Source organism: Bradymonas sediminis (genome assembly GCF_003258315.1).
Lineage (GTDB): Bacteria > Myxococcota_A > Bradymonadia > Bradymonadales > Bradymonadaceae > Bradymonas > Bradymonas sediminis.
On sequence record NZ_CP030032.1, the window covers coordinates 4684886 to 4703982 of the forward strand.

Sequence of the window (19097 nt, forward strand, 5' to 3'; positions counted from 1 at the left end):
CCGTGGAGGCGCCTTTTGTCGCTCAGTCCATCGAAGTCGTGACATAATATCCGCTGATGCCGCGAACCATGATCTCCTCGCTGCGCGATGGATTGTAAATATTGACGTCCCATGCATCGCGGTCATAGCCGAAGGTGCGTCGGGAGTCCCAGCGGAAGCTCTCATAGACCTCCATGCTCAAGCGGGCCCAGTGGTCATCGTTATTGTGTTGGAGGACCGGCAACCTGCTGGAGAAGGGGAAGGTCAGCCAATACTCGTCGTCGATGACTTCGGCGCGAAGCCCGCCGCCGCTTGGCAGGGAGTGGTCAAATTCGGCCGGAAAACGTTGGGTCGTGAGGCCTGTGAACTCAACCCAGCCCTCACCGGCGTCGTAGGACTCCCCGTCATAGTCGGTTTCGGAGTAGGCCTTAAAGAATGTGACCTCGCCGGGCGTTGCCAGCGCGGCGGTGTGAAGGGTGCCGTCGACCGTGAAGCGCACCCATTCCACCTTGACGCGGCCGTGGGTGTATTCGCCGGTCGGGAGGGACTCGGTGTCACATGAGCCGAGCAAATTATCTTGGAGGAGGTCAGCGACGACGGGCTCGTCGAGCTCGAAGCAGTTCACCCCGGTCGCGGCTTGGCGAGAGGTTTGAATATCGTATTGGCTGATCGCGACTTCGAATGCTTTGGGCGTTTGGCCCACATTGTGGTCGTTAAAGCTCTTTGCGCTGAGATCACCGGCCAGATAGAGCGAGATGCTGCCGTTGTCGGTCTGGACGTCGGGTTCGCCGGGGCCGGCGTCGGTGGTTGCGTCGGGCGCTGGATGGCCCGCGTCCGGTGAGGTGACGTCCGGCGAATGCGTATCTGGCGAATCGACGTCCGGCGCGCCGGCGTCGGCCAGAACATCTGGATTGTCGGGGTCTACATCTGGAATTGGGCCGGAACCCGCGTCGGAGGCGTCGGGGCCGGAAGTGCCCGCGTCCGACAAAGTCGCGTCGTCTTCGATGGTGTCGGGGGAGGACTCGTTTTGTTTGTCGATATCTCGAAAGCCGGGGGCGGGTTCGGTGCAGCCGGCGCCCCAGATGCCAATAACGAGACAAGCGGCGAGCGACTTCAATACAAACTGAGACATGAGAACTTCCGTATTATGAGTGCTGTAGATGTGCCGGATTCACGAACTAACAACGTCTTAGGTTCGCAGAATTGCGCAACCGACACAAGATAAAAGCCGATTCGCGCTTGCCTGCGAGGGTATCGACGTGAGCACGAAAAGAGTATGCCCGGAACAGAGACAGGGGAGGCGCCAGGTTTCCCTGATGCCTCCCCTGCAATTGGCTCAGCGCAAGTGGCTAAGCGTCATATTCTGCGGGTGATGCTGGTAGTTATGCGGCGATTACTTCAGGCGCATCGAGCAGCATTGGAAATTAAAGCGGCGGTCCTCGCGGCCGTTGTCGTGCGTGCTATAAACGCCTTTTAAGACCTTGTCACCGGGGCAGGTATAATTCACTACCGCGTCGAAGTTGTTGACATAACCGGACCAGGTGCAGTTGAAGGTTTGGATGCCAATTTGAGTGATGTGCTGGCTGGTAATCGTATCGTTGGCGATATCAGCGCCGCTGATGCTGCCGTTGGCGATCTTATTGCCCGTCACACTATTGTCGGCGAGTTTAGAGTTGGTGACACTTGAGTTTCCAAGGTCGGCAGTGCCAATGCTGCCGTCTGAGATCTCGTTGCCGGTGATGGAGCCAGTGGCGATTTTATTGCCGGTGATGGTGCGGTCCGCGAGCTTGCCCCCTTGGATGGCGCTGTTCTTGATATCGACATTCTGGATGGTCCCGTCGACGATCTGCTCCGAGGTGATGAAGGGCACCGAGGACAGCGGAGCGACGCGCGCGTAGTCGATATAGAGGTCGGTGATCGAGGGGGTGAAGTTCTCGACGCCGAGGAATTGATCTTCGTCATCGGGGGCGAAGTCGCAGTAGATGACGAATTCCTTCCAAGAGTTATTTCCGCCGAATTCGGAGGGGACGATGGAGACGGGGGCGAAGGTATTCCAGGTGCCGCCGCGCATCGACGCGCAGGTAATCTGGGCGAGCACCTGGCTGCTTCCGGTGTTGGTGACCTTTGCGCGCACGGTGGCGTGGATTGGCCCGTGGGCGAGTGAAGTGCCCAGCTCCGAGGAGGAGACGCCCCACATGCGGCCGGCGACGCCGCTGGCGCTGGGCGCTTCGCTGGCGAGCGCGCTGCGGGTGGCGGCGTTGGAGGCGCTTGGGTCGTTGGTCGAGGAGCCGATGCCCAGCGAGGCGACCGGGGTGGATTCGGCCTCGAAGAACCAACCGGCAGCCTGATGGCTGGCGTAGCGGCTGTCGAAGACGCCTTCGGGCATATTGGTGACCTTAGCCCAATCAACCTCAGCGATATTCGCGTCGTTGATGGCGCCCGGGGCGATGCTCGCCGCCGTGATCGAGCCGTCGGCGACGGTTTCGGCGCGTTTGGCCACATCGGCGCGCTGGGCGATGATCGCATAGGGAACCGAGTTGAGGCGCTGGCGCGGGCTCATCTCCTCGCCGGCGTCGACCGCCATGGCGAGCCAGGCGGTGCCGTCGCGTAGGACCATCATGTCGAGGGGGTTATCTTCGCTGCCAAGCGTTACGGTATAGAATCCGTTGGCGGCTTCGACTTGTTGGACTTGCTCCCAAAGCATCGCCCCGCCGTTTTCGGCGTCGTAGAGGCGAAAGGTCATCTCGACGGTGTCGTTGACGGGCGTGCCGTCTTCGGCGAGCAAGCGACCTTGCTGGGTGAATTGAGCGGGGGCCGAGCCGGCCTGGACCGGAGCCCCGAGGGCGAAGACGCCCAGCAGGGCCAGGGCGCTGGCGCCGCGTCGGCCCCAACGATTCAGAAGAGTTGCTTTGGTCACGGTATTGATGGAGCTTTTCATAAAAAATCCTGCGCACTAAATATATTAATAATTAAAAAATAGGGTCTTATTTGCGCTTTATTCTGGGATGACCGCGCGCAGCGTTCCGAGCTCGACGCGGTAGCCGCCGCCGCTGGCTGCGCCGGCGCTGGGCTGCGCGGGGGCGGTGCAATGCGTGACGCGATAGCCGCCGCCGCTGGTGCTTCCGGCGGCTGCGCATCGCTGGGCTGCCGACTCGGTGGTTGAGGGCTCGGTGACGACATCGGGTTCGCTGATGTCGGGCTCGATGACGTCGGGCTCGCTCCAGCCGGTATCTTCTTCTTCGATGCCGGTGTCGACTTTGTCGTTGCCGCTCACCAATTTGCTATTGTCCGACGTACATGCCGCGAGGAGGCTCAGCGCGCTGAGTATCACTGCCACGCGCAGCATCCTCGCCCATGACGGCGTGAGGAGGGAGATCTTGTGTTTCTGTTTCATGAAGCTTCTCGTTACAAATAATAGTATTGAACACACATTTTTGATCAGCTTTGCTGTCTTTCGTCCCGGCCGAAGCCGATTTATACGAGCAAAAAAACACTTCTCTCCCCGAGGCGATGATGAAAACCAGCCCCCGGGCTGGTACGAAGGGGTGCGATAATCATCGCCTTCGAGGGATTAAGATAAAATATAGATTATCTGTTGTGACTGGGGCACGATACGTTTGTTTGAGTCTGTTTGGCAAGCGAAACTCTGCGCATGCAACTTGAGCGACTATCTTCCAAATCCGATCGACTTCTCCACCTCGGCGGGGTTTTCGTCGAGCGCGGCTTGGTCGAGCAGCTCGGTGGTCACCGGTTGGTCTGCGCGGGCGGCGCGGAAGGCTGCCTTAAAGACGGCGTTTTTGATGAGGCCGCCGCTTAAGCGGTGGCGCTCGGCGAGGCCGTCGAAGTCGATGGCGCCATCGGTGGGGACGCCTTCGGTGAGCAGGGTCTTCCAGATCTGGGCGCGCTCGCCGGCGGCCGGGAAGGGGAAGTCGAGGGTATAGGTGAGGCGGCGGTCCAGCGCTTCGTCGAGCTGGCCGGGGCGGTTGGTCGCCAGCAGGACCACGCCGTCGTGGCGCTCGATGGCGGTCAGCAGGACGTTGACCACCGAGTCGTCGTGGCGCGAGGCGCGGGCCTCGCCGCGGGCCATCAGCAGGCTGTCGGCCTCGTCCAAAAAGAGCACCGCGTTATGGGCGCGAGCGTCGTCAAAGAGGCGGCTCAGGTTGCGCTCGGTCTCGCCGACCCATTTCGACTTCAGCCCGGCGACCGAGGCGACCCGAAGCGGTCGGTTCAGCTCGCTGGCGATGGCCTCGGCGCACATGGTTTTGCCGGTGCCGGGCGTGCCGTGAAAGAGCGCCGAGACGCCTTTACCGTAGGTCATATTGTGCCCGATGCCCCAGCGCTCCAGCACGGTGCGGCGGTGACGCGCGGCGTCGATCAGCTCCTCAACCTGCGCCTTGAGCGGGGCCGGAAGAATGATGTCGGCCAGGCGCACGCTCGGATTGACCAGCGTGGAGTCCTCCTCGGGGGGCGGGGTGAGTTGGGCGCGAGCGCAGCGCTCCAGCGTCTCCATGGTGATCAGCGGAGCGCTGTCCTCGCCGCATTGGTGTACCGCGTCGGCGACCGCGGTGAGCACCGCGTTTTTGATATACCCACCGGTCATTTCGAAGCGGTCGGCGAGCAGGTCGATGTCGACATCATCGGCCAGAGGGGCGCTGTCGGGCAGATGCTTTTTCCAGATTTCGCGCCGGGCGAGGCGGTCGGGTTGGGCGAATTGGACCTTGACCAGGATGCGCCGATCCAGGGCCTCGTCGAGGTGCTGGCGCAGGTTGGTCGCCAAAATCGCGACGCCCTCGAAGCGCTCGATCTCGGTCAACAGCATCGTCATCAGCGCGTTGCCCCGGCGGCGGTCTCCGAAGATGACCTCGCACTCGTCGAAGAAGAGCACCGCGTCCTGCATGCGCGCCTCGCGAAAGAGCGAGGGCAAGAATCGGCCGGCGTCGTGGTTCTCGATGAAGGTCGGGATGTCGACGTTGAGCACGCGCTTGCCCATCTTCTCGGCGACCGCGTGCGCCATCATCGTCTTGCCGGTGCCCGGCTTGCCGTAAAAGAGCATCAGCGCGCCCTTTCCGTATTGAATCACCTCGTCAAAGCCCCATTCTCGCCGGTATTTCAGATACTCATCGTGGCGCTCGATGACCGACATGATGCGCCGCTTGTCTTCGGCGTTGAGGACCACCTGGTCGAAGCACGAGCGCGGCTCTTCGACCGAGGAGAATTCCATGAATTCATCCATGAAATCATTATCGCCGACCAGATAGCCGAAGGTGCGATTGGACAGTTGCACCCGCGCGCTCAGCAGGTCTTCGGGGGCGTTGAAGCGGCTGGACAGGTCGACCGAGACCAGGTCATTTTTGACCAGGGGCTGCGCCTTGCTGAAGACGCGTCGGCGGGTGATGCGCTCGGCGAAGGGGAGCTCGCAGAAGTTGAAGATCACCTCGACGGTCAGGCCGAAGCGCGAGTTTTGCAGCTCGTCATAGAGATCTTCGAAGCTGCGTGAGAAGGCGATGGCCGAGGCGAGCAGCAGGATGGTGCGCTCGAAGTCGCTGAGGTCGTAGAGCTCGACGAGAGTGTCGATGGCGAGCTTGAAATCGCCGGCGCGCGTGGCTTTGAGGCGGCGGTTAACATAGGTGCGGCGTCTTTTTTCTGACTTGGTCTGCATCTTCAGGCGCGCTTCGAGCAGGTTCAGGGGCTCCTCTTCCTGTCGGCTCCATCCGTGGCCGGGCGAGTCGCTGCACTGGTTGTCGATCTGGCGCTGGGTGATGAGCCGCCGGCAGCGCATCTCGAGCCATCCAAGCTCGTCCTGCAGGTATTCGAGGTCGTCGCGGTAGGCGCCAATGGGAGGGGCGTCGGCGGTCGCTTCGGAGATTTCGCTAGCTTTGAGATTCGTCATGAGTCGTCCCTTGAAAAAGGTGGTTAAATAGAGTGACGTAGGTGTCGCTAACTAATACCCGTGAGAATGCGGTTTCTCAAAAACTAGATTTTTTATTTTCATCTCAGGACGATCAAAGAGGCCTTTGGCGGGAGTCTAAGCACGATTTTTCGTGTCGGATATTGTGAAGGAATTGTGCTGCCATTGGCTTTTCTGTTTTATTGCGCGAAGAATATCAGCCGCGCCGCCCCTCGTGTTTTCGCTTGTCACTTATGTAGGTTTTTTGAAATGAAGACGTTGTTGCCTGGTCATCTGATGTGTTTGCGTTCGAGCGTTCTCGTTGGTTTGTGCATCGCGCTGCTGGCCGGCTGCGGTGAGTGCGGCGAAGGCAAGGGCAGCGGCTCGACGCTGCCGGGCGAAGACGTCGGTTCGGATGTGACCGTGGGCGGCGATGACGTGGGCGATCTGGACGTAAGTGAGCCCGATGGAGCATCGGACCAAGACACGCGTGACGTCCAGGATGATGTCGGCGAAACCTGCGCGCCAGAGAATCGCTGCGCGGAGCTATGTTGCGCGAGTGACCAGCTCTGCCTGCGCGATCAATGCGTGCTCCCCGGGGCGGAGTGCGCGCATAACCTGGAGTGCGCCGAGGGCGATATCTGCGAGCCGTCGATGGGCCGCTGCATCCCCGACCCCGGCGTGGTCTGTACCTATCAGCCCGAGACCGAGATCTTCGATCCCGCCGTCACCCTTGCCTGGACGGACCGCGAAGACGTCGTCATGCCGGCGTTCAATCAGGTGATGATGACGCCGTCGGTGATCGATCTTAACGAGGATGAGATTCCGGATATTATCTTCGCGACCTTTGATGGGAGCAATGGAAACGCTGGCATCGAGCACGGCATCCTGCGCGCCATCGACGGTCAAACCTACGCGCCGATTTTCGACCTGACCGACGCCGCGCGCCGGGTCTCCGGCATCGCCTCGCTGGCCGCGGGCGATATCGACAATGATGGGCGGGTCGAGTTGGTGGCGCTCAAGCCGGGCGCGAACGGGATGATTGTCTTTGATGATTATTCGACGGACTGGGAGGTTATGTGGGAAGTGGGTGGCCTGTCGGTTGCGCGCGGAGGCCCCGCGCTCGCCGACCTCGACGCCGACGGAGAGGTTGAGCTGGTCATCGCGAACCGGGTCTATGACGCCGCGACTGGCGAGCTTCGCTGCGTGGCGACGGGCCTGAGCGCGAGCGCCGAGAAGTCGGCGATCGCCGACCTCACCGGGGACGGACGGCTCGAGGTGATCGCGACCAGCGGCGCCTTTAAATACGAGCCCCAAGACGGCGTTTGCCCGCATCTGTATCGCTACGAAGACGGCAGCGGTTTTCCTGCAGTGGGCGATTTTGGGACCTTTGTTGACGGCCAGCGCGAGTTTGGCGTGCTCGACGGCGTGCCCGAGATCGTGACGGTCAGCACTGCCGCGACCGAGCAAATCGTGCTGCATAACGGCCAAACCGGCGAGACGATTTGGAAGGCGACCTTCCCGGCGGCCGACCACCCGAAAGGATTCACCGAGGCGCAATGCTCGCGCATTACTGGCGGTGGACCGCCGACGATCTCGGACTTTGACGGCGACGGCGCGCCCGAAGTCGGCACCGCCGGCGCCTGCTATTATGTGGTCATCGACACCGACGGCACGATGCTGTGGAAGCACGAGTCCCAGGACTTCTCGAGCCGCACCACCGGCTCGAGCGTCTTCGACTTCCAGGGCGACGGCAAAGCCGAAGTTGTCTACGCTGACGAGTGTTTTTTGCGCGTCTATGACGGCACCACCGGCGACGTGCTCTTCAAGCAATCGCATAGCTCCGGGACCACCCGCGAGATCCCGATCATCGCGGACGTCGACAACGACTTCCACGCCGATATCGTCTTTATCTCGAACGACTATAAAGGCGAGACGCTCTGCCAGCGAACCTGGGAGGATTATGACGCGGTCGATGGCCCCAAGCACGGCATCTCGGTCGTCAAAGACGCGCAGAATCGCTGGGTCTCAACCCGGCCGCTGTGGAACCAGCATACCTACCACGTGACCAATGTGTGCGACGGCCGCCGCCCCTTCGACGACTGCCCCGGACGCATCGACAAAGCCGGGGCAATCCCGATCGGCGAGGTCTCCAATTGGACGGTGCCCGGGCTTAATAATTACCGTCAAAACGTCCAGGGCGAGGGCCTCTTCAACGCCCCCGATCTGGCCATCACCAACCTCGCCACGGATTGCCAGGCGGGCGATGGGCTGACGTTTCGCATCACCGTGGCGAACCTGGGGACGCGCGGCGTGCCCGCGGGCGCGAATATCGCGGTATACGGCAGCGTCGACGGCGCCGAGCAATACCTGACCACCCTCACCACCACCGAAGCGCTCGCCCCGGGCGGCGCCCAAACGCTGACCTACGTGTGGACGGACGCCCCGGATCCCAACGGCAAAACGGTCAACGTGCGCGCGATCGCCGACGCCGATGAAGACGGCGCCGGCCAGCATTTCGAGTGCAATGAGGATAATAACGAGATGCAAAACCAGGCCAGCTGTGCCTGTGAGGAGAACCGCGACTGCTCGCCCGGCGAGTTCTGCGCGACGACGGGTGAGTGTTTGCCGATGGATGGGTGAGGGGTGGTGCAGTGGTTGTTAATTGAGAAGTACGAGGGAAAACAATGACAAAAAAACGACTTAAAAAAAGACGCCACCCCGCCCAATGCCCCTGCGGATCGAGCGCGTCCTACGGCGCGTGTTGCGGGCGGTTTCACCGGGGCGGCGTCGTGGCGGCGAGCCCGCAGGAGTTGATGCGCTCGCGCTACGCGGCGTATGCGCGCGGTGAGGTCGATTATATTGTGGAGACGACCGATCCGGGGAGTCCTGCGTGGCAGGAGCCGGTGAAGATCTGGCGCGATGAGATCCGGCGATTTGGCCGGGATTCGGAGTTTTTGGGCGTCGAGATTCTGGACGCGTCGGAGGACGGTGACCGGGGCGAAGTCGAGTTTTTGGCGAAGCTTCGGGCCGACGGGGAAGATGCTTCTTTTGAGGAGCGCAGTGCGTTCGTGCGCCGCGAGGGGCGCTGGCTTTATCAGTCGGGTGTGACGAAGTCGGTGTGAGCTTTTGTTGGTCGCCGCATAAGATGCGGTTAAGGGGCGTCTTCATCCTCAATCATGCGCCACAGCCCGATATTCTCGGCGCGCATACGCGTCGCGCCGCGCACCGGCGAGGTGGCGTCGTAGCCGGGTTGGTCACCGGGGTATTGCGGGTCGCCCGGTAGCAGCAGGAAGACGGCGTCCTCGTGCATCTTCATATGCGGGATAATCGTGGGCGGGTGATGGGCGATGGCCCAGTCGAAGGCGGCGCGGGCCGTGTCGAATTCGCAGAGCTGCAGCAGGGTGTGTAGCGTCGGCGGGGCGAGGAGGAAGTTGCCCGCCTGGTTGGCGGCGATGGCGTCTTTGGGGCGAATCCATGTCGAGTCGGTGGTCTCCTCGTGGTCGTGCAGCGGGCGCTGGTTCTCGGGGGCGAGGGCGATAAAAAAGCGCGTGTCGTAGCGTTTGGGCTCGTGAAACGGTGTGATCCAGTGGGCGAAATAGGCGATGCGCTCGAGGGGGAAGATGAGGTCTTCTTGCTCGGCGAGGGCGCTGAGCGCCAGGGTGTTGCGGTTGAGCTGCTGGCGGTGGACGCGAAAGCGCTTGGCGACCGCCGCGTCGCTGGTGAGATCGATGAGCCCGCGCTCGCCGCTTCGGCGGGCGAGCAGGATGCCGGCCTCCTCGAAGGTTTCGCGAATGCCCGCCAAAAATAGGCCGCTGCCTAAATAGGCATCTGCGGCCTGTTCGGCGTTTTGGGCGCTGCATTGCAGGCTCGATTCCCCGAAGGCAGCTTGAATTTCGGCGGCGCTTCGCCCGTCTATACGCTCGGCGGCGCGCGCGGTGCAGTCGGCGGCGTCGAGTTTTCCGCCCGGGTACACGAAGCGGTCGGCCATAAAGCGACTCTTCGCGTGGCGCTGGACCATAAAGACCTCGAAGCCCCCCGGCGCCTCGCGTAGTATCACGACGGTGGAGGCGTTTGGGCATGCCTGTGAGGTGGGTGTTGAGGAACTTCCGGACATGGTGATTGTCTCTTGCATGGCGGTAGGTCTTTGTTGGAAGGTCGCTATAATGAAGCCCGCAGCGTCGTCCCAAAAAGACGGTGAAGCGATAAAATATCTAAGAATGCTAAAGATTCCAAAGGAGCCCGATATGCGTGGCCAACAATTTTTCTCGACGGGTATTTCGACGATGCGCCGGCTTTGTCTGGCCAGCCTGGTCCTGGGCATTTCCCTATGCGCCTCGACCGCGTTTGCGGAGGCGGGCTTTGAGTATCGGCTCGAGAAAAAGGTGCAGGTGAGCGAGGGGATGCCGGCGTTGGTGCTGCGCGCGACCGGGCAGATCAAGTCGGGAACGGTCACATTTAAGAGCTCCACCGCAAAGTCTTTTACCAAAAAGATCGGCGCGATGAAGTCCGGTGAGACCAAAACGATCACGATGAAGCAGTCGCCGGGCACGCATAAGTTTGAGATTAAGATCAAGGCAACCGGTGCAGATGGCGAGGTGCTCGATGATGCTTTTGAGGTCGAGACCACCTCGGTCGCGCCCCTGAAGTTAAGCGTTGACCCCAAAAAGGCAAACCTCGGCGAGGGCAAGATTCAGGTCGGCACGAACCGTCCGTTGGATCATATCAAGATCGAGATCTTTGACTCCAAGAACCAATTGCTCCACGAGGGCACCCGCCAGCTGGGCGGGCAGAAGGGTGAGTTCGAGGTGAATTGGCCGACGCACGCGGATGTCACCGGCGTGCGCCTGACGGCCCATGACGTCGACGGGTTCTGGCAGAGTGTTTTACTCGAGCCCTTCTGGGTTGAAATCCCGCACAAAGAGATCATCTTCGAGTTCGGCAAGGCATCTTGGACGGCGGAGGAAGAGCCGAAGTTGGAGGCCACCTTGGCCACCATCCGCGACGCGATGGAGAAGTATAAGGATAAGGGGTTGCAGATGCAGCTCTATATCGCCGGTTATACCGATACGGTCGGCTCCAAGAGCGACAACCTTCGGTTGAGCACCGCGCGGGCGAAGGCGATCGCGACCTGGTTCCGCAAAAAAGGTCTGAAGATTCCGCTTTATTATCAGGGGTTTGGCGAGTCGGTCTTGGCCGTGAAGACCGAAGATGAGACCAAAGAAGAGCGCAACCGCCGTGTCATCTACGTGCTCGGAAACTCGCGCCCGCCGACGTCTGAGACGCTGCCGAAGTCGAATTGGAAGGCGGTGCGTTGAGGCGAGGCGCCGCCGGGCGGCGCGACCTGGAGTCGACGGGGGAATTTTATCTCGTCGAAGCGACTTACCAAGAGGGGTTGCGCCGGCCGTAAGTGCTCGCCATTTCGGGCGATTAAATTGACGCCGGCGCGTTCCAGATACAGAGTCAGATAGGCCAATGTGGCCGAAGTTTTCACGCCCCTTATTTAGCACCCACTACATATGAATCGACGATTGGACACCAGGCCCTTTGCTGGGCATTTCTTATATTGCCTTTTAATCGGGGCGACCCTTTCGCTGGGCGTGGGGTGTGAAGAAGACACCACGATTCCCGTCGAGCAGGCCGAGCCTTTTGTGGCGGAGTGGTCGAAGTCGGTTGAGAAAACACTGCGCGAGATGGCGGTGGCGCCGGCGGGTAAGCAGAGCTTCAAGCAGCGCCTCGAGAAGGCGCGGGCGGCCGATGAGAAGCGCACGCAGCGCGACCATGCGCCCTATGACCTCTTTGTGGATGAGGTCTATAAAGAGCGCGAATACGAGTTCGCGTTTGTGGGGACGGATGGGCTGACCGAGCGCGGAGAGGCGGTGTGGGATGTGCTGAAGGTGGTCGATGAGCAGGCGGTCGACCCCAAGCCCTACGCTCTTCAGGAGATCGAGGCCAAGCTGGTCGAGCTCGCCGAAGCGAATGAGCGTTTTAAGGAATTAGCGAGCTTCGAGACCAGTGAGGCGGAGCGCGCCGAGGCGCTCAAATGGGTCGATTCGCAGCAGGCGGATGCCTTTGAGTTGAACGCCGAAAGTTACGAGAAGTTGACCCAGACGGTGCTCGAGTCCGACAGCGCCGCGCGTATGAAAGAGCGGCTGGCCGAGTATGAAACGGTCAGCAAGGGGATGGCCGAGATCGAGGCGCAGATCGAGCAGCTTTTGGCGCGCGATCTGGTGCGCTACGCCGCCGAGATGAAGCATTTTCGCATCCGCGACGTCTTCATTCACCGCAAGAATTTCGACCGCTATAATACCGCGAATATCGACGAGCGCCGACCGCTTAAAGGCAAGGCCGCCTGGGAAGCTCAGTCGGTCTGGCGAAAGGCCGGTTTGATCACCGATACGATCGCCGAGAAGCACGAAACCGAGATCCTCTACGAGCGCACCCGCCAAACCCTTCGCGACGCGCTCACCGGCGACGCCGCGCTCGCCATGGCCGATCTTCTGCCGGCCCAGCCGCAATATGCGAAGCTCCGAAAAGAATATCTTCGCTATCGCTCGATCGTCGAAAACGGTGGCTGGGAGAAGGTTGAGCCCGCCAATGGACTGCGAAAAGGCCAGAGCAGCGCGACGGTCGCGAAGCTTAAAAAACGCCTGCAAATCGAGGGTTATTATCCGGCCGACGCCGCCGTCGACACGAAATTCGACGACGCGCTCGAAGCCGCGATTACCGACTATCAGAAGACCCATCAAATGCAGGTGAACGGCAAGCCGCATAAGGGCTTCTGGGGCAGCCTGAATATCTCCGCGAAGCGGCGCATGGAGCAAATCGCGCTCAATATGGAGCGTTGGCGTGCGTCCAACGTGCGTCATAGCGACCGCATCTATGTCTTTATCAATATCCCCGACTTCACCGCCGAGGTCTGGGATAAGCAGCAGCGCGAGATGCGCTTTGGCGTCGTGGTCGGCAATAACGATATGGCGCTGGACGAAGAGAGCAATAAGCGGGTCCACGTCAACCAGACGCCCGTCATGAGCGCCTATATCGACCGGGTCATCTATAACCCCTATTGGAATGTGACGCCGCGTATTCGCGCGGACGAGATTCTGCCCAAGGTGCGCGCTTCGGTGGAGGCATCCTATCAGGCGAAGATCCGGCGCATGGTTGAGACGAAGGCGCCTAAGGCAAGTTCCGGCGCGTCAATTTTGGGGAATCTCGGAGCCGCGCCCGGCGCAGCCAATGAGATGATGGGCACACTTACGAACACCGTGACCCAGGCCGGCCAGGCGCAACCTGCGACAAACCAACCGGACTCGGGCGCCGCCGCGCAACCCAAGCCGACGCCTGCTCCGGCTGGCAAAAAGGCCGAAGCCTATTGGCGAAAAAGTGGCAAGCAGGTTGTCTTCGACGTCGCTGCGCTGAAGCAATTGGTCGGCGAATCGGCGGGTGGCGAGGAAGGTGCGTCGCCGCTTAAGTCGAACTTCTTTTATCTCGACCCGGCCACCGGCACAGTGGACGTCAGCGTCACCGACAAGGACCATATTCCGGCCTGGTACGCGGATAACGAATACGAGGTCATGTACCCCGGAAACCTGCGCTGGGAGTACGTGCGTATGCTCCCGGGTGTGAAGAACGCCCTGGGCAAGGTGAAGGTTATCTTCCCCAATATGCAAGATATTTATCTGCACGATACCCCGGCGAAATCGCTATTCCGCCAGGATATCCGCTCGTTTAGCCACGGGTGTATTCGGATGGAGGACCCGCTCGGATTTGCCGAGTATTTGATCCGCCAGGACGGTCTGTGGGATACGTATAATGTGCCGAAAATTCTGAGCGAAGAGACCTTCGAGGCGATCTTCTTCCAGCGCCAGATCCCGGTGCATATCGACTATTTCACCACCCGCGTGGACGATAACGGGCGCGCGAATTTCCTCGCCGACATCTACAAAAAAGACCGGTTTGACGACGCTGGCTGATGATTAAGCGTCGCTTTGGGGCGGGGCGACGCGCGTCAGCCAGATAAGGTGCTCGATATTTCCTTTGGGGCCGTGCACCTCGGAATCCACCGAGGTGACACGCTCCATGCCGAGCGTCTTCGCAAACTCGATGATCCCCGAGATTGCGCCCTGGCGCGTGTCTTCGTCGCGCACCACGCCTCCCTTCCCAAGATTCCCCTTCCCGACCTCAAATTGCGGCTTGATCAGCGCGACAACATCGGCCTTCTCCTTCAGGAAGGTCATGGTGTTGGGGAGCACCAGCTCCAGCGAAATAAACGAGCAATCGATGACCGCGAGGTCGCATTTTTCGGGGAGACGGTCGGGCTCCATATGCCGAATATTGGTGCGCTCGATGACGTCGACGCGCTCATCCTGGCGCAACTTCCAGGCGATCTGCCCGTACCCGACGTCGACCGCGTAGACCTTGGTCGCGCCGGCCTGAAGCACGCAGTCGGTGAAGCCGCCCGTCGACGCGCCCACGTCGATCACGACCTTGCCGTCCATCTCATAGCCGAAGGCCTTGAGCGCCCCGGCGAGCTTGAGCCCGCCGCGCGAAACATAGGGGTTCAGGTCGCCGTGCAGCTCGATCGACGTGTCCTCCGCCACCGAGGTCCCAGCTTTGTCTACGCGCTGCCCGTCGACGAACACCTTGCCCGCCATGATCAACGCCTTCGCGCGCGAACGTGACTGCACGATCTCGCGCTCAACCAGCAAAATATCCAGGCGTTTTTTGGCCATTCTATGCTCTTTTTAAAAGTCGCAGGAAAATATTTGGACGGTACTCGTCAAGGTGCTCACTAAACCAGTGATTGGCTCGGCGCAACCCCTTCACGCGTTGCGACGGGCGAATGGTTGCGACGCCTAAATAGCAATCGGCGCGAATAGCTCACCCCGAGAGGATAAGTTATTCGCGCCGAATCGCGCCCAAAGGTGCTCCTCACTCACCCGCGCAGGGCCCGGGCGTGGAACTCGAGGTGCTCGCCGAGGAATGTCGAGATGAAATAATAGCTGTGGTCATAACCCTCATGCAGGCGAAGGTTGAGCGGTTGGCCGGCGGCCTTGCAGGCGTCGGCGAAGCGCTGCGGGCGCAATTGGGGTTCCAGGAAGTTGTCGGCTTTTCCCTGGTCGATGAGGATCTCGCGGTCTTTTTGTGCGTATTTCGCGACGAGTTTGGTCGGGTCGTAGGCCGCCCATTCGTCCTCGGATTGTAGGTATGCGCCGAGCGCGTCCTGGCCCCACTGGACTTCGGAGGGGGCTACAATCGGAGAGAAGGCCGAGATCGCGCGGTATTGCTCCGGGTTTCTCAGGCCGATGACCAGGGCGCCGAGTCCGCCCATCGAGTGGCCGGTGATGGATTGGCGCGACAGGTCGACCGGGAAGTTGTCGGCGAGGACCTGGGGGAGCTCTTCGACGATATAATCGTACATTTGGTAGTGCTTCGACCAGGGTTCGGCCGTGGCGTTGACGTAGAAGCCGGCGCCCTTTCCGAGGTCCCAGCGGTCTGGGGTGTCGTGGACATCTTCGCCGCGAGGGCTGGTGTCGGGGGCGACAACCGCGACGCCCAATTCGGCGGCCAGGCGCTGAAAGCCGCCCTTTTCGGTGACGTTTTGCCAGGAGCATGTCAGCCCGGAGAGGAAATAGAGCACGGGGTGGGGACCGTCGCCCGGGGGCAAAAAGATCCCGAACTTCATCGTGCCGCCGCAGGCTTTCGACTCGTGCTCTACGACCTGTTGACGACCACCAAAGCTCTTCCAATCCGAAACAATATTAATGGACATGCTCGAAATCTCCGTGTGACAAGAGGGGATGAATAGACGGGTGCCGGCGCGGTGGCCGGGTTCGTCTGGGCTGGGGCTACTAGCCTCACAGAGCGGTTGAGCGCTCCCTTTTATTCCAGCGGCGCGTCTGGAAACCAATTGCCGATATTTTGGCTTGGTTTTAGGGAACATATCAAGGTAATCTAGATGTTATAGAAGTATCGGGTCTAAGCGATCCGGCGGAAATCGCCATATCGAAAGTGAGCAGCGCCAGGAGAGCGCGGAACCGAATGCGACTAAGGTAAGTAGTCTGTGAACGTAGCTTTACACAATCTCACGTCCCAAAGATTAGGAGTCCCCAATGAATGCCAATGTCTCTTTTCGGCACATGGAATCGTCGAGTTCGCTGCGCGAATATGCTGAGAGTAAGCTTGCGCGCACCTGTGATAAATACGTCCAGGGCAAAGTCGATGCCACCGCCGTGATGAGTGTTGAAAAGCACTGGCATATCGCCGATTTCACCCTGTATATCAAAGGGTTCACGGTGAAGGCGAAAGAGCGAAGCGAGGATATGTACAGCTCCATCGACCTCGCGTTGGACAAGATCGAGAAGCAGCTGCGTCGCCACAAGGATCGCCTCAAGGACCGTCAGCAGCGCAGCACCGGGCACTCGCGCCTGTTCCGCATGGGCGTCGTTGCCCCGCTGGATAACGACGGAGATTTCGAGGACTCGGATTTCGCCGAGGACTACGAGCTGTACCCGGCCCCCGAAGAGCCGAGCGAAGTGGCGGTCGACGGCACCGATGGCGCCGTGGAGGTCGAGGTCGAGGGCGGCAGCACCGTGAAGGTCCTGCGCAACCAGGAGTACTCGGCTCAGCCGATGTCCCTCGAAGAAGCGGTCGTGCAGCTCGACCTGCTCTCGGATCGTGAGTTCTATATCTTCACGAACGCAGAGAGCCAGAACATCAACATCGTTTATAAGCGTCACGACGGTAATGTCGGTTTGATCGAAACCGCTTAAGCCTCACGCTTTGATGGGTCGCGGGGCGCGGTGCGTTCGGTGGAACCGGCGCGCCGCGTTCCCCGCGAGTCTTTGACAATCCGGGACCCTCGATATTATAAGATGGCAACGTTTTTTCTATCGCGTCCATCGCGGTCTTGGAGCAATTCATGGCAAAGTTGAAAGTCGGCATCGTGGGAGCGGGAAGCATCTCCGAACTGCACGCGAAGGGTTATGAAGGTGATCCGCGCGCAGAAATCGTCGCGGTATGTGATCTCGATGAGGATCGGGCGATTCATAAATCGCTGGCCTGGGGCGCACGCTCCTATTATACCGATTTCGCCGAGATGCTGCGGGATCCAGAGATCGACGCGGTCGAGATTCTAAGCCCGCATCATTTACACGCCAGTCAGGCGATCGCGGCGCTGCGCGCCGGCAAGCATGTGTGCGTGGAGCGCCCCATCGGGCTGACCCACGACGAGGCGAATCAGGTCGTGCGCCAGGCGCGCGAGTCCGGCAAGATCCTTCAAGTCTACGAGCCCTGCTTATTCTATAAGCCCCTGCTCGACGCGCGAAACCTCATCGACGCCGGTGAGATCGGGCGCCCGACCAATATCCGAATCTCGGCCAATATCGGCAAAGCGACCAGCGGCGTGTGGGCCTTCGAGGAAGACGCCAGCGAGATGTGGCGCTTCGACCCGAAGATGTCCGGCGGCTCGCCGATGCTCTTTGACGTCGGCTACCAGTCGTTTTGTATCTCGCTCTTTTTGATCGGCACCGTCGACAAGGTCGACGTGTGGCGAGGCGAAACCGAGGTCGGCCAGGGCCGGCTGCTCGACGCGCCCAGCGTGGCGATGTGGAAGCATTATCAGCAGGATTGCTTCGGCTCGCTGCACCTGAATTATGCCCCGGAGCGCCGCCTGCGCACCGACTACCACCCGCTGGAGATGCATATCACGGTGGGCGGAACCCGCGGCGATATTCATATCATTCGCAGCTCCGACCCGACCCAATTGGAGTCGCCGGTGGAGCTTCGCCGCGACAGCCGCAAGGTCTTCTACGGCCAGAAATCCACCGCCTTCGAGGATAGCTTTGTGCGCGCGACGCGCAACTTCATCGGGGCGTGCCTGGGCGAATGTGAGCCCCTGCTCGGCGGCCAAGAAGCCCAGCAATTATTGATGCTTACCCGCGCCTATCACGAATCATCGCGCCGCGGCCGTGCGGTCCTCTTAGAGCACGGCTGAGCCGATAGCGTCGCTATTTTGTGACCTTTATCCGGGTTTTAATCGTGCCCAATCCCTTATCGAATTTTTCGTCGAAGCTTGGGGCCTCCCAAAAGGACGTGACGTCCGGGAGGCCCGACCGCGCCAGTGAGACACCGCTCAGCCGGACCCGCGTCGTGCGCGACCCGGGCAAATGCGCGGTGTTTCTCAACGCGCGTGCCAAAGGCTGGACCGGTGAGCTGCACCACGACATCCAACGCTTCGTCTCGCCCCAGGACCTCTTTTTATCCGACGACTTTCGCCAGGCGGATCGCACCGTCGACCGCCTCCTCGCCGCCGGCTATGAGGCGATCTTTACCGGCGGCGGCGACGGCACGATTTGCTATTTGATGTCGGCCATCGAGAAGCGCATTCGCGACGGAAAGATCTCGCGCGAGGAGGCGCCGCCCGTGGGTGTGTTGCGCATGGGCACGGGCAACGCGATCGCGTCCTTTGTGGGCGCGGGCGAGGTCTCGGAAGACCTGCGCGCGCTGCGCGCCGGGGCGCCGTTGGTTGTCCACGAAGTCGATATGCTCCAGGGCCCGCACGTGCTCCCGGACGATGACGGACTCTACCCTTTCGCCGGAGTGGGCTGGGACGCCGAAGTGCTCAACGGCTATGAGTGGTTTAAGGACGTGGTGCATGGCACCGCGGTGGAGAATTACGCCACCGGGTTGGGCGGCTATGTCGCGTCATTGGCGCACACCATCCCAAAAACGATGCGCCAAGAACCGGTGCATGTTGTGATTAAGAATACCGGGCAGCGCGCCATGCAATTGGACGTCGCCGGCAATATTCTTCGACGCTTCGAGCCCGGCGAGACGATTTTTGACGGCAATATCAGCGTCTGCGCGGCGGCGACGATTCCCTTCTGGGGCTTTAAGATTCGTATCTTCCCCCGCGCGGCCCAATATCCGGGCCTCGCCCATCTGCGCGCCTATGACGGTTCGGTGCCATGGATTCTGCGCAATCTGCCGAACTTCTGGAAGGGGAAATTTCGCCCCGAAGACATCTATGATTTCCTGATTGAGAGCGTCAGCCTGACCGTGCGCGGTCGCGATATGCCCTACCAGGTGGCGGGCGACGGCGTCGGCTATGCCAGCGAGATCGAATGGGGCGTCGCGCCCTCGCCGGTGCGATTGGCCGTGCCGATGCGCTGAGGATTTGGCGCCGTAAAGAACGCTATAGATCAGACATGAAAAAGGGCGCCGCGTATTT

General features: G+C 60.7%; 14 protein-coding genes. 7 read left to right on the plus strand and 7 right to left on the minus strand.

Features of this window, described 5'->3' with window-relative positions; genetic code table 11:
- Positions 1 to 22: 22 nt before the first annotated feature.
- The 4 genes from DN745_RS17655 to DN745_RS17670 all read right to left on the minus strand — a co-directional run bounded on the left by DN745_RS17655 (position 23) and on the right by DN745_RS17670 (position 5869).
- Positions 23 to 1111, minus strand: a complete 1089-nt coding sequence (locus tag DN745_RS17655; RefSeq protein ID WP_111336959.1) for a hypothetical protein — start codon at positions 1109 to 1111, stop codon at positions 23 to 25.
- A gap of 261 nt (positions 1112 to 1372) precedes the next feature.
- Positions 1373 to 2917, minus strand: a complete 1545-nt coding sequence (locus DN745_RS19445; RefSeq protein ID WP_162687765.1) for a hypothetical protein — start codon at positions 2915 to 2917, stop codon at positions 1373 to 1375.
- A 57-nt stretch (positions 2918 to 2974) separates the two neighbouring features.
- Complete coding sequence (locus tag DN745_RS17665; RefSeq protein WP_111336961.1) at positions 2975 to 3373, minus strand: hypothetical protein; 399 nt, start codon at positions 3371 to 3373, stop codon at positions 2975 to 2977.
- A gap of 273 nt (positions 3374 to 3646) precedes the next feature.
- The gene (locus tag DN745_RS17670) at positions 3647 to 5869 is read right to left on the minus strand and encodes an ATP-binding protein (RefSeq protein ID WP_111336962.1); all 2223 of its coding nucleotides are present in this window, start codon (positions 5867 to 5869) and stop codon (positions 3647 to 3649) included.
- Between the two features lie 267 nt (positions 5870 to 6136).
- Between DN745_RS17670 and DN745_RS17675 the strand changes: the two genes are divergently transcribed.
- Together DN745_RS17675 and DN745_RS17680 are read left to right on the plus strand one after the other, a co-directional pair.
- Positions 6137 to 8509, plus strand: coding sequence for a CARDB domain-containing protein (locus DN745_RS17675; protein ID WP_111336964.1), 2373 nt, complete (start codon positions 6137 to 6139; stop codon positions 8507 to 8509).
- Positions 8510 to 8553: 44 nt separating this feature from the next.
- Positions 8554 to 8991 (plus strand): YchJ family protein, encoded by a 438-nt coding sequence (locus DN745_RS17680; protein ID WP_111336966.1) that lies wholly within the window; start codon positions 8554 to 8556, stop codon positions 8989 to 8991.
- 29 nt (positions 8992 to 9020) lie between these two features.
- On the opposite strand, the gene DN745_RS17685 is transcribed toward DN745_RS17680, so the two are convergent.
- On the minus strand, positions 9021 to 10001 hold the full coding sequence (locus DN745_RS17685; RefSeq protein ID WP_133621894.1) for an NUDIX hydrolase: 981 nt from the start codon (positions 9999 to 10001) through the stop codon (positions 9021 to 9023).
- A 112-nt stretch (positions 10002 to 10113) separates the two neighbouring features.
- Here DN745_RS17685 and DN745_RS17690 point away from each other — a divergent pair, with 112 nt between their 5' ends.
- Together DN745_RS17690 and DN745_RS17695 are read left to right on the plus strand one after the other, a co-directional pair.
- Positions 10114 to 11184, plus strand: coding sequence for an OmpA family protein (locus DN745_RS17690; RefSeq protein ID WP_162687766.1), 1071 nt, complete (start codon positions 10114 to 10116; stop codon positions 11182 to 11184).
- A 201-nt stretch (positions 11185 to 11385) separates the two neighbouring features.
- Positions 11386 to 13839: a L,D-transpeptidase family protein gene (locus DN745_RS17695; RefSeq protein WP_111336972.1), complete on the plus strand. Its 2454-nt coding sequence runs from the start codon at positions 11386 to 11388 to the stop codon at positions 13837 to 13839.
- Between the two features lie 3 nt (positions 13840 to 13842).
- On the opposite strand, the gene DN745_RS17700 is transcribed toward DN745_RS17695, so the two are convergent.
- Together DN745_RS17700 and fghA are read right to left on the minus strand one after the other, a co-directional pair.
- Positions 13843 to 14598 (minus strand): TlyA family RNA methyltransferase, encoded by a 756-nt coding sequence (locus DN745_RS17700; RefSeq protein WP_111336974.1) that lies wholly within the window; start codon positions 14596 to 14598, stop codon positions 13843 to 13845.
- Positions 14599 to 14801: 203 nt separating this feature from the next.
- Complete coding sequence (gene fghA / locus DN745_RS17705; protein ID WP_111336976.1) at positions 14802 to 15638, minus strand: S-formylglutathione hydrolase; 837 nt, start codon at positions 15636 to 15638, stop codon at positions 14802 to 14804.
- Between the two features lie 340 nt (positions 15639 to 15978).
- Between fghA and hpf the strand changes: the two genes are divergently transcribed.
- From hpf to DN745_RS17720, 3 genes are all read left to right on the plus strand, one after another.
- Positions 15979 to 16638, plus strand: coding sequence for a ribosome hibernation-promoting factor, HPF/YfiA family (gene hpf, locus DN745_RS17710; protein WP_111336978.1), 660 nt, complete (start codon positions 15979 to 15981; stop codon positions 16636 to 16638).
- Positions 16639 to 16787: 149 nt separating this feature from the next.
- On the plus strand, positions 16788 to 17861 hold the full coding sequence (locus DN745_RS17715; RefSeq protein WP_111336980.1) for a Gfo/Idh/MocA family protein: 1074 nt from the start codon (positions 16788 to 16790) through the stop codon (positions 17859 to 17861).
- 44 nt (positions 17862 to 17905) lie between these two features.
- The gene (locus tag DN745_RS17720) at positions 17906 to 19039 is read left to right on the plus strand and encodes a diacylglycerol/lipid kinase family protein (protein WP_162687767.1); all 1134 of its coding nucleotides are present in this window, start codon (positions 17906 to 17908) and stop codon (positions 19037 to 19039) included.
- The last annotated feature ends 58 nt before the right edge of the window (positions 19040 to 19097 follow it).

Bases quoted from the DNA above. Each gene is read 5' to 3' on its own strand.
- DN745_RS17655 (WP_111336959.1), bottom strand. From the start codon at position 1,111: ATGTCTCAGTTTGTATTGAAGTCGCTCGCCGCTTGTCTCGTTATTGGC.
- DN745_RS19445 (WP_162687765.1), bottom strand. From the start codon at position 2,917: ATGAAAAGCTCCATCAATACCGTGACCAAAGCAACTCTTCTGAATCGT.
- DN745_RS17665 (WP_111336961.1), bottom strand. From the start codon at position 3,373: ATGAAACAGAAACACAAGATCTCCCTCCTCACGCCGTCATGGGCGAGG.
- DN745_RS17670 (WP_111336962.1), bottom strand. From the start codon at position 5,869: ATGACGAATCTCAAAGCTAGCGAAATCTCCGAAGCGACCGCCGACGCC.
- DN745_RS17675 (WP_111336964.1), top strand. From the start codon at position 6,137: ATGAAGACGTTGTTGCCTGGTCATCTGATGTGTTTGCGTTCGAGCGTT.
- DN745_RS17680 (WP_111336966.1), top strand. From the start codon at position 8,554: ATGACAAAAAAACGACTTAAAAAAAGACGCCACCCCGCCCAATGCCCC.
- DN745_RS17685 (WP_133621894.1), bottom strand. From the start codon at position 10,001: ATGCAAGAGACAATCACCATGTCCGGAAGTTCCTCAACACCCACCTCA.
- DN745_RS17690 (WP_162687766.1), top strand. From the start codon at position 10,114: ATGCGTGGCCAACAATTTTTCTCGACGGGTATTTCGACGATGCGCCGG.
- DN745_RS17695 (WP_111336972.1), top strand. From the start codon at position 11,386: ATGAATCGACGATTGGACACCAGGCCCTTTGCTGGGCATTTCTTATAT.
- DN745_RS17700 (WP_111336974.1), bottom strand. From the start codon at position 14,598: ATGGCCAAAAAACGCCTGGATATTTTGCTGGTTGAGCGCGAGATCGTG.
- fghA (WP_111336976.1), bottom strand. From the start codon at position 15,638: ATGTCCATTAATATTGTTTCGGATTGGAAGAGCTTTGGTGGTCGTCAA.
- hpf (WP_111336978.1), top strand. From the start codon at position 15,979: ATGAATGCCAATGTCTCTTTTCGGCACATGGAATCGTCGAGTTCGCTG.
- DN745_RS17715 (WP_111336980.1), top strand. From the start codon at position 16,788: ATGGCAAAGTTGAAAGTCGGCATCGTGGGAGCGGGAAGCATCTCCGAA.